This window comes from Paraurantiacibacter namhicola, from assembly GCF_001687545.1.
GTDB lineage: Bacteria > Pseudomonadota > Alphaproteobacteria > Sphingomonadales > Sphingomonadaceae > Paraurantiacibacter > Paraurantiacibacter namhicola.
This window is the reverse complement of record NZ_CP016545.1, coordinates 2,220,361-2,235,560: the sequence shown is the minus strand read 5'-3', so window position 1 is coordinate 2,235,560 and position 15,200 is coordinate 2,220,361. Positions and strand designations below refer to the sequence as shown.

General features: G+C 64.9%; 17 protein-coding genes and 1 tRNA gene. 14 read left to right on the top strand and 4 right to left on the bottom strand.

All coding sequences use genetic code 11. The annotated features are described in order from the left end of the window. Positions 1-18: 18 nt before the first annotated feature. Positions 19-2,754, top strand: a complete 2,736-nt coding sequence (locus tag A6F65_RS10935; RefSeq protein ID WP_067790570.1) for a TonB-dependent receptor — start codon at positions 19-21, stop codon at positions 2,752-2,754. Between the two features lie 227 nt (positions 2,755-2,981). Here A6F65_RS10935 and A6F65_RS10930 read toward each other — a convergent pair whose 3' ends face one another. After that, a complete protein-coding gene (locus tag A6F65_RS10930) occupies positions 2,982-5,507 on the bottom strand; it encodes an ABC transporter permease (protein ID WP_067788661.1) in 2,526 nt (841 codons plus the stop codon). Then, entirely contained in the window at positions 5,504-6,244 is a 741-nt protein-coding gene (locus A6F65_RS10925) for an ABC transporter ATP-binding protein (protein WP_067788658.1), read from the bottom strand. The genes A6F65_RS10930 and A6F65_RS10925 overlap by 4 nt, the downstream gene beginning before the upstream one ends. A gap of 62 nt (positions 6,245-6,306) precedes the next feature. Between A6F65_RS10925 and A6F65_RS10920 the strand changes: the two genes are divergently transcribed. Beyond that, positions 6,307-7,008, top strand: a complete 702-nt coding sequence (locus tag A6F65_RS10920; protein ID WP_237164818.1) for an arylesterase — start codon at positions 6,307-6,309, stop codon at positions 7,006-7,008. A gap of 4 nt (positions 7,009-7,012) precedes the next feature. Here A6F65_RS10920 and recF read toward each other — a convergent pair whose 3' ends face one another. Further along, positions 7,013-8,095, bottom strand: a complete 1,083-nt coding sequence (gene recF, locus A6F65_RS10915; RefSeq protein ID WP_067788657.1) for a DNA replication/repair protein RecF — start codon at positions 8,093-8,095, stop codon at positions 7,013-7,015. Positions 8,096-8,329: 234 nt separating this feature from the next. On the opposite strand from recF, the gene A6F65_RS13220 reads away from it, so the two are divergent. From A6F65_RS13220 to grxD, 9 genes are all read left to right on the top strand, one after another. Next, the gene (locus tag A6F65_RS13220) at positions 8,330-8,461 is read left to right on the top strand and encodes a hypothetical protein (RefSeq protein WP_257784259.1); all 132 of its coding nucleotides are present in this window, start codon (positions 8,330-8,332) and stop codon (positions 8,459-8,461) included. Further along, the gene (locus A6F65_RS10910; RefSeq protein ID WP_067788654.1) at positions 8,458-8,670 is read left to right on the top strand and encodes a PspC domain-containing protein; all 213 of its coding nucleotides are present in this window, start codon (positions 8,458-8,460) and stop codon (positions 8,668-8,670) included. The genes A6F65_RS13220 and A6F65_RS10910 overlap by 4 nt, the downstream gene beginning before the upstream one ends. A 137-nt stretch (positions 8,671-8,807) precedes the next feature. Then, a tRNA-Arg gene (locus tag A6F65_RS10905) sits at positions 8,808-8,884 on the top strand. Between the two features lie 493 nt (positions 8,885-9,377). Continuing rightward, complete coding sequence (gene leuC / locus A6F65_RS10900; RefSeq protein ID WP_067788652.1) at positions 9,378-10,808, top strand: 3-isopropylmalate dehydratase large subunit; 1,431 nt, start codon at positions 9,378-9,380, stop codon at positions 10,806-10,808. 39 nt (positions 10,809-10,847) lie between these two features. Then, positions 10,848-11,009 (top strand): isopropylmalate isomerase, encoded by a 162-nt coding sequence (locus tag A6F65_RS10895; protein WP_067788649.1) that lies wholly within the window; start codon positions 10,848-10,850, stop codon positions 11,007-11,009. Next, entirely contained in the window at positions 11,009-11,611 is a 603-nt protein-coding gene (gene leuD / locus A6F65_RS10890; protein ID WP_083989478.1) for a 3-isopropylmalate dehydratase small subunit, read from the top strand. Before A6F65_RS10895 ends, leuD begins: the two co-directional genes overlap by 1 nt. 49 nt (positions 11,612-11,660) lie before the next feature. Then, the gene (locus A6F65_RS10885) at positions 11,661-11,984 is read left to right on the top strand and encodes a DUF1476 domain-containing protein (RefSeq protein WP_067788645.1); all 324 of its coding nucleotides are present in this window, start codon (positions 11,661-11,663) and stop codon (positions 11,982-11,984) included. A 3-nt stretch (positions 11,985-11,987) separates the two neighbouring features. Then, positions 11,988-12,230 (top strand): BolA family protein, encoded by a 243-nt coding sequence (locus A6F65_RS10880; RefSeq protein ID WP_067788643.1) that lies wholly within the window; start codon positions 11,988-11,990, stop codon positions 12,228-12,230. Between the two features lie 27 nt (positions 12,231-12,257). Next, complete coding sequence (gene grxD, locus A6F65_RS10875) at positions 12,258-12,599, top strand: Grx4 family monothiol glutaredoxin (protein WP_067788640.1); 342 nt, start codon at positions 12,258-12,260, stop codon at positions 12,597-12,599. A 102-nt stretch (positions 12,600-12,701) separates the two neighbouring features. On the opposite strand, the gene A6F65_RS10870 is transcribed toward grxD, so the two are convergent. After that, positions 12,702-13,181, bottom strand: coding sequence for a hypothetical protein (locus A6F65_RS10870; RefSeq protein WP_067788638.1), 480 nt, complete (start codon positions 13,179-13,181; stop codon positions 12,702-12,704). 253 nt (positions 13,182-13,434) lie between these two features. Here A6F65_RS10870 and A6F65_RS10865 point away from each other — a divergent pair, with 253 nt between their 5' ends. From A6F65_RS10865 to A6F65_RS10855, 3 genes are all read left to right on the top strand, one after another. After that, positions 13,435-13,839 carry an acyl-CoA thioesterase gene (locus A6F65_RS10865; RefSeq protein ID WP_067788636.1) on the top strand — a complete coding sequence of 135 codons (405 nt, stop codon included), beginning with the start codon at positions 13,435-13,437 and terminating at the stop codon, positions 13,837-13,839. A 69-nt stretch (positions 13,840-13,908) separates the two neighbouring features. Next, the gene (locus A6F65_RS10860; protein ID WP_067788634.1) at positions 13,909-14,697 is read left to right on the top strand and encodes a fatty acid desaturase; all 789 of its coding nucleotides are present in this window, start codon (positions 13,909-13,911) and stop codon (positions 14,695-14,697) included. Next, a complete protein-coding gene (locus A6F65_RS10855; protein WP_067788632.1) occupies positions 14,694-15,194 on the top strand; it encodes a sterol desaturase family protein in 501 nt (166 codons plus the stop codon). The genes A6F65_RS10860 and A6F65_RS10855 overlap by 4 nt, the downstream gene beginning before the upstream one ends. The last annotated feature ends 6 nt before the right edge of the window (positions 15,195-15,200 follow it).

Genomic DNA, 15,200 nt, shown 5'->3' with positions numbered 1-15,200 from the left:
GGAGAGATGGAGAGATTCATGAAAAAGTCTAATGCCGGCTATGCCGGTTTTGCGCGTGGTATCCTGCTTAGCGGTTCTGCCGCCATGGCAATGGTCGCGCCGTCCGTAGCCTTTGCGCAGGACGCAGCCGAGCCGGCCGAGCAGGTCAATGACGACGACGTTTATCCGCAGGACGAAGATTTCGCCACGGGTAACGAAATCATCGTGACCGCTACCAAGCGTGCACAGACGCTGCAGGATACGCCTGTTGCCGTGTCCGTGACCTCTGCCGAAACGCTTGAGCGTGGCCAGATCCGCGACCTTCGCGACCTGCAGACCGTCGTTCCCTCGCTCACCGTGGGCCAGCGCCAGTCGCTGGGTGCAACCAACTTCTTCATCCGCGGCTTCGGCAACGGCGCCAACAACGCCGGTATCGAACCTTCGGTCGGCGTCTTCGTGGACGGTGTGTACCGTTCGCGTTCCGTCAGCCAGGTCACCGACCTTCCCAATGTCCAGCGCATCGAAGTGCTGCGCGGCCCGCAGTCGACCCTGTTCGGCAAGAACGCTTCGGCCGGCGTGATTTCCATCTCCACGCAGGCCCCCGCTTTCGACCTCGGCGGTTCACTGGAAGCGACCTATGGCAATTTCGACCAGATCATCGTCAAGGGTTACCTGACCGGCCCGCTCAGCGAAAACACCGCTGCCAGCATCGCCGGTGGCTATAACAAGCGTGACGGTTTCTTCCGCGACCTCGGCACTGGCGGCCGCACCAACGATCGCGATCGCTGGTTCCTGCGCGGACAGATGCTGTTCGACGCCGGGGGCGACCTCAGCCTGCGCCTGATCGGCGATGTCGACGGGCTGGACGAAGTCTGCTGCGGCGTTGTCAACGTGCAGGACGGCATTGCCAGCCCGGTCATCCGTGCCCTGGGCGGCGAGCTGGGTGACCCGAGCAATCCGTTCTCCGGCGTCGTCTACAATAACTTCGATTCCAGCAACCAGATCAACAACGTTGGCGTGTCCGGCGAGTTCAAGTGGGACATCGGCGGCAGCGGTACCGAATTCACCAGCATCACGGCCTATCGCCGCAGCACGGCGATTTCTAACCAGGATGCCGATTTCACCAGCGTCGACCTGATCAGCCCGCTGTTCCAGGACCTGACCATCGGTACCTTCACGCAGGAATTCCGCATCACGACGACACTGTTCGACCGTGTGGACCTGCTTGGCGGCCTGTTCTTCATCTCCGAGAACATCAACCAGGATGCCGGCATCACGTTCGGCACCCAGTTCCGCCCCTATGCCGATATCCTGATCTCGCAGCTTTCGGGCGGGGCGCTGGACATCCAGACGCTGGAACTGGCGCTGGGTGCTGGCGACGGTAATCCGTTCCAGTACCTGGGTGAGTTCTTTGCGCAGGGCCAGGGGCTCGACGAGGAATATGCTCTCGACAGCCGTGCCTTCAGCGCCTTTGGCCAGATCGATATCGAACTGGCTGACGGCCTGACCCTGACGCTGGGCGGCAACTACACCAACGACAAGAAGGACTTCCGCACGAACACCGTCTCCACCGACGTGTTCTCCGGGATCGACCTGAATGCACCGCAGTATGCCGGCTTCCGCGGGCAGCTGCTTGCAGGTGGCTTCCTGGCAACGGCAATCGGTCAGAACGTCCTGATGCTTGGTCGCGACGCCACGCAGGCCGAGATCATGGCCTTCGCCATGTCCAGCCCGCAGAACGCCGCGATTTTCGCAAGCCTGCAGGCACAGGCGGGCGCGTTTGCCGCAGCCAATGCCAACAACCCGGCGGCGAACCCGCTGAATCCGCTGGCCGCGCTGCAGTTCCTGCCGCCCTTCCTGAACATCCCCAACGCGGTGGAAGATGGCCGGACGCGCGATAGCGAGTTCACCTATACGATCCGTCTCAACTACGACATGGGCGACTTCAACTTCTACGCGACCTATGCGACCGGCTTCAAAGCCAGCTCGGTCAACCTGTCGCGTGACAGCCGCCCGTTCCCGTCGGATCGTAACGCGATCATCGCAAACGGCCTGAACCTGAATAACCTGACCTTCATCAGCCGCTTCGCCGAGCCGGAGAAATCCCGCGTGATCGAAGCCGGTGTGAAGGCCAATCTGGGCGATATCTCGGCCAACCTGACCGTGTTCGACCAGGAAATCGAAGGCTTCCAGTCCAACCTGTTCACCGGCACGGGCTTCGCGCTCCTCAACGCAGGTAAGCAGAGCACCTTCGGCGTCGAGTTCGACGGTGTGGCAAACTTCGGCGATTTGACGCTGACGGGTGCGGTCACGTACCTCGATCCGGTCTATGACGATTTCCGCGCTTCCGCGCTGGGTGACCTTTCCGGTCAGCGCCCGGCCGGTATTCCGGAATTCACCGTGGTTGTCTCCGCGCAGTACGAAGCGCGCCTGGGCAACGGTTCGCTGATCCCGCGTGTGTCCTACTTCTGGCAGTCGGAAGTGCAGCTGGTCGAAGGCCTGCCGAACTTCCTGGTTCGCGACAACGCTGGCAACATCATCAATGCGCAGCCTGCGCTGGATGCGGCCAAGCCCTTCACGCGCGAAGTCAACGACGTGACGGCATCGCTGTCCTACGAATTCGACAGCGGCCTCTCGCTGTCGGTCTGGGGCCGCAACCTGCTCGACACCGAAGAGCTGGGCACCATCTTCGACTCCGTGGCACAGCCGCGCGGCATCTCGGGCTATCCGAACGATCCGCGCACCTACGGCGTTACGGCGCGCTACCGCTTCTAAGCGGTATCGACAGACCGAATTGGAAAGGGGGCTTTCGGGCCCCCTTTCTTTTGCCAGCCGTGCAGCTGCCAAGGCCGGGAAAGGTTGCGGACTTCATGCGGTCTGGGACGGGAGATGCGCCTCCGCCTGCGCCCTGTCGCTGGCAGAGGGCGCGGCCCATGACCAGACGCCGCCACCGGCATCGCTCATGTAGGACCTGTCAGCAGGTCGGGCTGGAGCGCGATGCCCTATAGGGTACGAAGCGCCTGCGCCGGTTTCGCCCGCAGCAGCGGCAGCGAGGCGCCGATGGCAAAGGCAAACACCAGCACGATCCCGCCGCCAAGGATGGCGAGGACGAAGGGCCAGTCCGGCAGCCAGTCGAATTCGAACAGCTGCGTCATCACGAGCCAGGCGAGCACTCCGCCAAGGGCCAGCGCGACAACCGCCAGGATGGCAGTCAGGAAGGCAAATTCTGCCACCTGCAGCGTCAGCAGCTGTCGGCGGCTCGCGCCCAGCACGCGCAGGATCACGCTGTCATACAGGCGCGCCGCCCGCGCAGCGGCGATCGCCCCCAGCAGCACGGCGATGCCCGCCAGCACGGCGACGGAGGCTGCAGCGAGGATGGCGACGGAGACCTGCCCCAGTATGGTGCGCGCCTGCTCCAGCACGGGGCCGATCTCGATGACCGAGCTTGCGGGCAGGGCGGTTACCAGCGCACGCAGCAGCGGGCCGGTGGCGGCATCGCCATCAGCCAGCTCAATCGTTGCGGCAAGGTTATGCGGCGTGTCGCTCAGCGCATTCGGACTGAAGACGAGCACGTAATTGAAGCCCAGGCTATCCCAGTCGATACGGCGGATATTGGCGATGCGGGCCTGCCGCTCCACGCCCAGCACGCCGTAAGTGATGACATCGCCGATCTCCATCCCTGCCGCGCGGGCAAGATCTTCGTCGACGGAGACCAGTGGCTCCCCGCCATGGTCTGCATCCCACCACTCACCGGTGACCAGCGAATTGCCTTCCGGCAGCGTGTCGGAATAGGTCAGCCCGCGCTCCCCGCGCAGCGCCCAAGCGCCTTCCGGCAATTCCTCAAGCTCCGCCACGACGGTCTGCTCGCCCTCGGGCCCGTAGGCCAGGATGGCTCCGCGCAGGGTGGGGACGATCTCGGTCTGTGAACCGGCAGCCTGCGCCTCCACGATGTCGGTAAACTCGGCCTGCTTGTCGCGCGGGATGTCCAGCACGAAGAAGTCCGGCGCGCGTTCCGGCACGCTGCGCGCGATATTGTTCGAAAGGCTGGACTGGATTGCGGCTAGCAGCACGAAGGTCGCCAGGCCAAAGCCCAGCGCCGTCACCAGCGCCGGCGTGGCCGAGCCGGGGCGGTGGATATTGGCAAGAGCGGAGCGCAACACCGGATCCTTGGGCCGCGGCAGCCGCCTTGCCAGTGCGGTGATGCCGCGTCCGATCAGGGCGAGCAGGCCCAGCACCACGGCCGCACCGAGCAGGAAGCCTGCTGTCAGTATCGGCGTGGGCGAACCAAGCAGCGCCAGCGCCACGATACCGGACAGGCCGATGATGACGGGCAGGCGTGCCCCGCGCCAGCTGCGCGCGAGCCGGTCCACGCGCGCGCGCATCAAGGCCATGGCGGGGAAATTGCGCGCCCGCGCCAGCGGCGGAGCGGCAAACACCATCGCCACCAGCAGGCCGAACAGGGCGGCTCGAACGAGTGCCCACGGGTCGAAGACCAGCCCGCCCGAAACCGGCAGCAGCTCGCCCAGCGCGCTTGCGAGCAGCGGCGTGATCAGGAAACCTGCAACAAGGCCGGCCACGGAGCCGACGAGTGCCGCCAGGCCGACCTGCATGGCATAGATGCGGGCAATATCGCGGCTTGTCGCGCCAAGGATCTTCAGCGTGGCAATGCCCGTGCGGCGCTGGTCGAGATAGCTCGACACGCCCCCGCCGATGCCGATGCCCGCGATGACCAGCGCGGCCAGTCCCACCAGCGTCAGGAATTCGCCAAGCCGGCTGACGAAGCGTTCCGCCCCCGGCGACGCGCGGTCGCGCGTGCGCACGTCCAGCCCATTGTTGGGGAAGGTCTGCTCCAGCAGCTCCTCCACCGCATCAGGGTCTTGCGCGCCGGAGAACCGCACGCGCGTCTTGCTCTCGTACAATGCGCCGGGCTGCGTCAGCCCCGCGCTTTCGGGAAAGCCGAGCGGCACGATTACCGTCGCGCCCAGCTGGAACCCTTCGGACAGCTTGTCCGGCTCATCCGCGATGATGCCGCCCACGCGAAGGCTTTCGCTGCCCACGCTGAAGCTGTCGCCCACAGTGATGTCCAGCCGGTCTGCAGCGCCCTGAGATAGCCACGCCTGTCCACTTGGCGGCGCGCCTTCGCTGCGCCCGTCGGCCAGGGTGAAGGTGCCGTAAAGCGGCCAATTCTCGTCCACTGCCTTCAGCCCGATGGGCGATGCAGCATCCTCTGTGCGCGCCATGGCCTGCACCCGAAGCCCGCGCGAAATCTCGCCGTAATCCTGCAGGAAGGCGATTTCCTGTTCGTCCAGCGGACGCTGCCAGACTTCGATCTCCACATCGCCGCCCAGCAACACGCGGCCTTGCGTGTCCAGCTCGCCGCGAATGGCGGACGATAGTGATCCGATGGCCGCCAGCGCGCCCACGCCAAGGAACAGGCAGACGAGCAGCAGTTTCAGCCCGCGGAAGCGGCGGTGCAAGTCGCGCCGGGCGATGCGCCAGGCGGTTGCCCAAGGTATCGTGCCGCTCATGCCCTCGCCGGAGTCTTTCCCGCGCGATCCTCGGCGATTTTCCCGTCGGCAAGGGTCACCACGCGGTCGCAGCGTTCGGCCAGGGCCGGGTCGTGTGTGATGATGATCAGTGTCGCGCCCGTTTCCGCGCGGCGGCCGAACAGCAGGTCCACGATCTCCGTGCCCGTGCCTGCGTCCAGATTACCGGTCGGCTCGTCGGCAAAGATCAGCGGCGGGCGCGAGGCGATGGCGCGGGCGATGGCCACGCGCTGCTGCTCGCCGCCTGAAAGCTGCGCCGGGTAATGGCCAAGCCGGTGTCCAAGACCGACCGCCGTCAGCTCGTCGCCGGCCCGTTCCCACGCGTCGTCCATCCCCGCCAGTTCCATGGGCGTGGCGACATTTTCCTGCGCGCTCATGGTGGGCAGGAGGTGGAAGGCCTGCAGCACGATGCCGATGCGGCCGCGGCGGGCATGGGCCAGCGCGTCTTCGTCCAGAGCTGCGAAATCCTCGCCTGCCACCTGCAGCTCGCCGCCCGTCGCACGCTCCAGCCCGGTCATTACCGCCATCAGGCTGCTCTTGCCGCTGCCGGACGGGCCGAGCAGGGCAAGCACCTGGCCTTCGGGCACATCGAGGTCGATACCGCGCAGGATCTCGACCGGCGCATCGGCCTGCCCCAGCGTCAGGCGCAGGTTGCGGGCACGGATTGCCGGATTATGGGTTGGGCTGGAAAGGGCGGAAGCAGGCTGGGGATCGGTCACGCCTGCGCGATGGCATAGCGCTGCACGGGCAGCAAGGAGCTTGGTGAATGATACGGCGTGTGATGACGATTGCCCTGGCGGGCCTGCTGGCCGCCTGCGGAGCGAATGGCGGCGAAGGCGATGGAGCCGATACGCCTGCGGCCCGTGAGGTAAGCGCGCAGGCTGGCGCGGATGCCGGCGAGCAGGCGGTTTCCGGAGAGGAAGTGGTCATCCTGGCCTTTGGCGACAGCCTGTTTGCCGGATACGGCCTGCAGGACAGCGAAGGCTATCCCGAACAATTGCAGGCAACATTGCGCGGGCAGGGCATCAATGCACGGGTGATCGATGCCGGCGTCTCCGGCGACACCACCGGTGCCGGGGCGCAGCGCATCGCATTCGTGCTCGATAACCAGCCAGCCAAGCCAAACCTCGCACTGGTTGGGCTGGGCGGGAACGACCTGCTGCGCGGCCTGCCGGTCGACGGCGCGCGTACCAATCTGGAAAAGATCCTGCTGGAGCTGCAGGATCGCGGCATCCCAGTGCTGCTTTTCGGCATGCGCGCACCGCCCAATGCCGGGCCGGATTATGTCGAAGCCTTCGATGGCCTCTACCCGCAGCTGGCCGAGAAATATGGCGCGGCGCTGATCCCGTTCTGGTTGGAGCCGGTCTACGACCAGCCGCAGCTGATGCAGGCAGACCGCATCCATCCCACCGCGCGCGGTATCGAGGCGCTGGTCGCCTATACCGAGGATGACGTGCGCGAGGCGCTGCCCGCCGCGGATTGACGCGTCAGAGGCGTTCCACCTGGCCGCCCTCAACGCGCCAGATTGCGGCGGATCCGCGGATCTCATCGAAAGGCGCCAGTTCCGTCCCCGTCAGCCAGACCTGCGTGCCGCCTTCCAGCAGGCGCGCAAACAGCGCGGCGCGGCGGACCGGGTCGAGATGCGCTGCGACCTCGTCCAGCAGCAATATGCCGGGGCGCGTGTCCGCTGCCAGCCTCGCATGGGCCAGTGTCATGGCGATCAGCATGGCCTTCTGCTCGCCTGTCGAGCAATTGGCAGCAGCCATGCTCATGCCTGCCATGCTGACGGCCAGCTCGTCGCGGTGAGGGCCGGACAGTGTCCGCTGGGCCGCCCGGTCCCGTGCGCGGCCCTCGGCCAGTTCCGCCGCCAAGGCATCGGCGGTCAGCGGGCCATTGGGGAGGTATTCCAACACTGGCCGCGCGAAGGGCCCTTCCGGCAAGCGCTCCAGCTCCGCGCCCAGCCGCTCCACCAGCACGGCGCGGCCCGCCGCGACCGCCGCGCCAGCCTCGGCCATCTGCGCTTCCAGCCCGCCGAGCCATGAAGAATTGGGCGAGGGTCCGTCCGACATGATGCGATTGCGCTCTCGAAGGCCAGCTTCGTAGCGAGCGGACTGGCGCGCGTGATCGGGATCGATCGCCACCACCAGCCTGTCGAGATAGCGGCGCCGCGCCGCCGCGCCATCGGCAAACAGCCGGTCCATCGCTGGGGTCAGCCAGCCTACGGCCAGCCATTCGCCCAGTTCTACCGCAGTCGTCTGCGCGCCGTTCACCTGCACCACGCGCCGCCCGGGGCGCTCCGCGCGCATGCCGGTGCCCAGTTGCACCGGTTCCGCTCCGCCGGCATCGAGCCGCGCGCTGACGGCAAATCCCCCATCGCCTGCGCTGCCCGCCATTTCCGACAAGGCGGCCCGCCGCATCCCGCGCCCGGGGGCCAGCAGGGACAGGGCCTCGAGGATGTTGGTCTTCCCCGCGCCATTCTCGCCCACCAGCAGGTTGAGCTTCCCGGTCCCGTCGAGACAGGTCCCGGCATGGTTGCGGAAGGTGGAAAGGGTGATCCGGTCGAGCGCCATGGCGGAGCAAAACGACCTATGCGATCAGGCGGTCGCTGCCCAGCCAAAAGCGCGCGGACACATCGGTCCTGAATATTGGTGAAAAATACCAACCTTGCGCATAGGGCGCATTTCGTCGGCGGCTCGATTGCTCAGGAATGGCGGAAATCTGCGGTTTTCCAGAACTGGCACGCCTGTTGCAATGTTTGGGGCATGGAGCGGAAAGAACCGCCCAGTAACAAAAGGGAACCAAAAATGAGCATCGACAACATCTTCGCCCGCCGCGTCTTCGCCTCCGTTTCGGCCATGGCAATGACCGGCTTCCTCCTCCTGTCCAGCTTTGCCTATTCGCCGGAAGCTACCATCCTCGCAGGGAGCATCGCATGAACCATGTAAGTCACGACGACCGGGGCGGGACGCCGACGAAGTTCCGCCTCGATAAGCAGGACGCCAAGCTGATGGGTGTCTGCTCGGGCCTGGCCAAGTATTTCGGCATGGACCCGCTGGTGATGCGCCTGATCTTCGGCGTCGGTACGCTGGTCGGCTTCGGCAGCTTCATTATCATCTACCTCGCGATCGGCCTGCTGGCCGACTGATACGGGGCACAGCAACAGGCCGGTCGCCGGCTTCCCGGATTGGCGGGGAGCCGGCGCCGGTATTTCTGCCTATCCGCAATTTACGGCTCGCACGCGGTTTCCCCGCGCAGCCAACCGCGCTAGTCAGGCTGCGGCGCGCGCCCGTAGCTCATCTGGATAGAGCGCGAGACTTCTAATCTTGAGGCAGCAGGTTCGAGTCCTGCCGGGCGCGCCAGTCGGCCCCGCAGGGGCTGTGTGGCGGGCCCCAAAGGATCAGACCTCGTTCGGATTCGAAGCAGCCGCAGGCTGCGCAGAAGAACGCGGCGCGCAGCGACGCGGACAGTCCTGCCGGGCGCGCCAGTCGGCCCCGCAGGGGCTGTGTGACGGCAACTCCACTCATCAAATGTCGGGATTTCTTACAGATCGCGCGATCTTAGGATCGTGGTAACCATCACCTGCCGCAGGAAAGCCCCATTCTTCAAAACTGGCACGCGGCATGCTTCTGTCTGGGTGTACCCAAGTTCTTCGAACGAGGCGGGGTCCCCGGATCCTGGTCCCAAAAGTCTCCGGACCCCGCCTCCCCGAAGAAACCCTCCCCTAAATCCAGACGTCGGAAACGGCCCCGATCTCCGCAAGCGCGGGGCGTAAACTTTTGCCATTGCGGATCGGACAAATCCTTGGCGCTCGCTTGCTTGAGCGGGCCACCGGCCACGCCTAATCTGCATGGCATGAACCAGCCGCGCACCCTTTATGGCAAGATCTGGGACGCCCACGTCGTGGAGCGGCGTGAGGATGGCACGTGCCTGCTATTCATCGACCGGCACCTTGTGCACGAGGTGACGAGCCCGCAGGCCTTCGAGGGACTTCGCCTCGCTGGCCGCAAGGTGCGCCGTCCGGAGCTGACTTTGGCCGTGCCGGACCACAATGTTCCCACCACGCCGCGCCTGTCGCCTGACGGTGTGCGCCTGCCCATCGCGGACCCGCAAAGCGCGCAGCAGCTCGCCGCGCTGGAGGCGAATGTGCAGGAATTCGGCATCCGATATTTCGGTGCGACCGCGCCGGAGCAGGGCATCGTGCATGTCGTGGGGCCGGAACAGGGCTTCAGCTTGCCCGGCACCACCATCGTATGCGGGGACAGCCACACCGCGGCCCACGGCGGGATCGGCGCGCTGGCGTTCGGCATCGGTACGAGCGAGGTCGAGCACGTCCTTGCCACGCAGACGCTGCTTCTCACCCCGTCGCGCACCATGGAAATCCGTGTCGAGGGCGAACTGGGCCTGGGCGTGACAGCCAAGGACCTGATCCTGCACATTATCGGCATGATCGGCACGGCGGGCGGCACGGGGCACGTGATCGAATATCGCGGCGAGGTGTTCCGGCAGATGAGCGTCGAGGCGCGGCTGACGGTCTGCAACATGAGCATCGAGGCGGGCGCGCGTGCCGGCCTGATCGCTCCGGACGATATTGTGTTCGAGTATCTGAAGGGCCGTCCGATGGCCCCGCAGGGCGCAGAGTGGGACGAAGCTGTCGAATACTGGCGCACGCTGCACAGCGACGATGGCGCGGTTTTCGACAAGAGTGTCACCGTGGACGCCTCCGAAATCCAGCCGACGGTCACATGGGGCACGAGCCCCGAAGACACCGCGCCCATCAGTGGCAGCGTGCCTGCGCCCGAAAGCTTCGCCGACCCCGCCAAGCAGGATGCCGCACGCAAGAGCCTGGACTACATGGGGCTGGAAGCGGGCACGCAGCTGGCAGGCGTGCCGGTGCAGAATGTCTTCATAGGCAGCTGTACCAACAGCCGGATCGAGGATTTGCGCGAAGCGGCCAAGGTGCTGGCGGGGCGCAAGAAAGCGCCCGGCGTCAAATGGGCCATCGTCGTGCCCGGATCGGGGCTGGTGAAGCGCCAGGCGGAGGCCGAGGGGCTGGACCGGATCTTCACCGAAGCGGGCCTGGAATGGCGGGAGCCGGGTTGTTCTGCCTGCCTCGGCATGAATCCGGATAAGGTGCCTGCGGGCGAACGCTGCGCATCCACTTCCAACCGCAACTTCGTGGGCCGGCAGGGCCCCGGCGCGCGGACCCATCTGATGAGCCCGGCCATGGCTGCCGCTGCCGCGGTGACGGGCCACCTCACCGATGTGCGCGAACTGGTCGATTGACCGCTTGCCCAATCGCACCGCCGGGAGCATGAGACGCCTATGACCAACGAGATCAAGAAGAAGGCCGCCATCGCTGCGGCCGGTGCAATCGGCTCCGCTGCCGTGGCGGCTGCGCTGCTGTATGTGAACCGTCGCCGCAAGGGCAACGAACCGCAGCAGCCCGGCCCGATCCCCAGCGGGGAACCGCCGGAGACCGATTGATGCAGCCTTTCCGCCAGCTGGAAGGCCGGGCTTATCCATTCGGCCGCAAGAATGTCGACACGGATGTCATCATCCCGGCGCGCTGGCTCAAGACCATCAGCCGTGAAGGGCTGGGCGAAGGCGCGTTCGAGACAATCCGCGCAGAAGCCGGCAATGTGTTCGACGATCCCGCCTATGCCGGTGCGCCGATCCTTGTGGCGGGCGACAATTTCGGCTGTGGTTCCAGCCGCGAGCATGCCGCATGGGCGCTGCTGGACATGGGCGTTCGCGCCGTCATCGCCCCCAGCTTCTCCGATATATTTGCCGGCAACGCGTTCAAGAACGGCATACTGGCCGTGGAATTGCCGAAGGAACAGGTCGACCGCCTGCTGAGCGTGGCCGAGACCGATCCGATCTCCATCGACCTTGAGCGGCAGGTCGTGACAACCCCGTTCCAGGACCGTTTCGAGTTCGCGATCGATCCCTTCCGCAAGGCCTGCCTGCTGGATGGGCTGGACGAGATCGGCCTGACGCTGGCGCGCGACGCCCAGATTTCCGACTATGAGACCCGGCTGGCGGGCGAAATGCCGTGGCTGGCGCGTGGCAGCGGTGTTGCCGCCTGACGGCCGCCGCTCTATCGCTGGATGCAATTGATATCCGAGAGGACCTGACATGACCGACTTTAATGATCGCCAGCGCGGCGAAGAAGCCAAGTTCGCCTTCGACGAGGAGAACGCCTTCAAGATCGCTGCCCGCCGCAACCGCCTGCTGGGTGCCTGGGCCGCGGGCCTGATGAACCTGACGGAAGAGGAAACCGACGCTTACAAAAAGGCTGTCGTGCAGGCCGATTTCGAGGAAGCTGGCGACGAGGACGTGATCCGCAAGCTGCTGGGCGACCTGACGGCCGCGGATTGCGACGTGTCCGAGGCGGACATCCGCACGAAGCTGGAAGAATGCACCGTCGAGGCCCGCCGCCAGCTGATGAGCGAGTCCTGACGCGTGGCAATGCCCGCTGCCGAGATCGAGGCCCTTATCAAGGCCGCCCTGCCGGATGCCGAGGTCGAGATTCGCGACCTGGCCGGTGACGGCGACCATTACGCGGCCACGGTCTCCAGCCCCGCCTTTGCCGGCAAGAGCCGGGTGCAGCAGCACAAGATGGTCTATGAAGCGTTGGGCGGGCGCATGGGCGGCGAACTGCACGCCTTGCAACTGACCACGCAAGTTCCCAACTCTGCGGCCTGACCAGTTCATCAATTCCAAGGCGAAGACATGTCCGACCTGACCGCAGAAACCAAGACCCGCATCGATGGCATCGTTGGCGAAAACGACGTCGTCCTTTTCATGAAGGGCACGCCGCTTTTCCCGCAGTGCGGATTTTCCAACCGCGCGACCTCCATCCTGGATCACTGCGGCGTCGCCTATGAAAGCGTCGATGTGCTGCAGGACATGGAAATCCGCCAGGGCATCAAGGCCTATTCCGACTGGCCGACCATCCCGCAGCTCTATGTGAAGGGCGAATTCGTCGGCGGCAGCGACATCATGATGGAAATGTTCGAAGCTGGCGAACTGCAGCAGCTGATGGACGAGAAGCAGGTCACCAAGGCGGGCTGACCGAAACGGCGCCCACGCTTCGCGCCTTCTTAATTACACCTCAAATGCAAACCGGGGGCGCGGTCAGGTTAGACCACGCCCCCGGCTTCAATTGTCTGACGATCAATCGTCGTCGTCATCGTCGCGGTCGCGGCCGCGATAATAGCCGCGATTGCCGCCATAGCCGCGGCGGTCTTCATAGCGGCCGTGGCGGTTATGCTGCTCGTAGCGATAGCCGCGCGAATTGTGGCCATAACGCAGCTTGTGATCGATATCGCGGCGCAGCTCGTACACCTGGTTTTCCATGGTGCGCAGCTCCCAGTCGTTGAAGCCACCGCGAGCGGCGCGGCGGAACTGCTTGCGGACACCTGCAACGCGGTACTGCATCCAAGTCAGCGTGCGGTCCGAAACGCGGCGGTCGTAGGCCGCGCGGTCCACCTGGCGTTCGATCTGGCGCAGCTCGCGCTCGATTGCGCGCGGGCTGGCATAACCGGCCTCGTAATAATTGCCGCCGCCGTAATACTGCGCCTGAGCCGGCGTGGCGATTCCGGCAGCCATGGCCAGGGCCAGTGCCGGTGCGAAAACTGCCTTCAATGTCTTCATGATCCTAATCCTCCAAGGCTGTTCGTTCACCCTGTATGCGTTCAGCTTTATGCGTCCAAACATGAACGGATCGCGAATGTGCGGTTAGGAAAGCGGTCAGGTGGCAGGCGGCTCCCTGCGGCGCGGCGAGCTGCGGTCATAATCGTGCGGCTTGTTGCAAAATTGACGCGGAATCGGGCCCTTTCTGCAAAACTTTCGCAAACTGAACGCGCCGTTCTTCAAATAGAAATGTTTGGGCACTATATTGACACCCATGTCAGCACGCATGCTCTCTTTCCCGATCTCCATCGTCCCGGACGACATCGATTTCATGGGGCACGTCAACAACGCCCGCTATCTCGGATGGGTGCAGGACGCCGTGCTTGCCCACTGGCGCAAGCTGGCCCCGGCGGACGAGGTCGCGGCCAAGGCATGGGTCGCGCTCAAGCACGAGATTACCTATCGCAAGCCCGCTTTCCTGGATGACGATGTCATTGCCGAAACGGTGCTGGAAAAGATCGCCGGCGCGCGCAGCTTCTACAACACGGTCATCAAGCGCGGTGAAGACGTGCTGGCCGAGGTGAAGAGTATGTGGTGCTGCATCGACAGCACGACCCTGCGGCCATCGCGGATCAACAAGGACGTGGCTGAAAAGCACTTCGGCCTGTCGAAGGATTGAGGCGCCCTGCGGCGCACAATCCACGCAGCTTTTGCGATTAGGCGCGGCAGGCACTAGATAGGCCGGGTAATGGTCGACACCGCAATTCCCGATATCCATCCAGCAAAGGGAGCGCGCCCGCGGCAGGCAGCCATCGGGCTGGCGCTGGCGGCTGCGATCTTTGCCGGTTGGCTGGGCTTGCACATCTACGCGATGTTTGTGTTCGAGCTGTCCTGGACCACCCTGCCATTGGCGCTGGTGATGGCGGCCGTGCAGTGCTGGCTGTCGGTCGGCCTGTTCATCGTCAGTCACGATGCCATGCATGGCTCGCTCGCGCCCGGCTCCGCGCGGCTGAACTCGGTTATCGGGGGCGCGCTGCTGTTCCTGTACGCCGGCTTCGGCTGGAAGAAAATGCGCGACGCCCATTTCGACCATCACCGCCACACTGGCAGCGATGGCGATCCGGATTTCGACACCACCAATCCGCGCAATGCCGTGCGCTGGTACGGCACCTTCCTGTCGCGCTACTTCGGCTGGCGATCGATCCTCTACGTTTCAACCGTGGTGACAATTTACTGGCTGGTGGTGGGCATACCGATGGCGCAGATCGTGCTGCTTTATGGCCTGCCGGCCATCGCATCGAGCATCCAACTGTTCTACTTCGGGACTTACCGCCCGCATTACCATGACGATGCCGGTTTCGCGGATCGGCACAATGCCCGCACGAACGATTTTCCGGGCTGGCTCAGCCTCGCAACATGCTTCCATTTCGGCTATCACCTGGAACATCACCGTCACCCGCAAGTGCCCTGGTGGGGCCTTCCCGCGCGGCGACGGCTGGAGAAGCAGGCGGAAACCAGGCAGGCAATCGGCGCATGAGCTTACCGGCAATCATCCTCACGCTGCTGGGCGCGGTCGTGTTCATGGAGCTGTTCGCCTGGTGGGCGCACAAATACATCATGCACGGCTGGGGCTGGGCATGGCACCGCGACCATCACGAACCGCATGACAACATGCTGGAAAAGAACGACCTGTTCGCAGTGGTCTTCGGGAGCATCGTGATCGCGATGTTCACCATCGGATATTTTGTGTCGGACCTGCTTTGGTGGAGCGCGATGGGCATCACGCTGTACGGCGTGATCTACACCTTCATCCATGACGGGCTGGTCCACCAACGGTACTTCCGCTGGGTCCCCAAGCGCGGATACGCGAAGCGGCTGGTGCAGGCGCACAAGCTGCACCATGCCACCGTTGGCAAGGAAGGCGGGGTCAGCTTCGGCTTCCTGTTTGCGCGCGACCCGGCCAGCCTGAAGGCGGACCTGCGCCGCCAGCGCGAAGCGGGTACGGCCGTGGTGCGCGACAGCGCGGGCGCCTGACGCTGG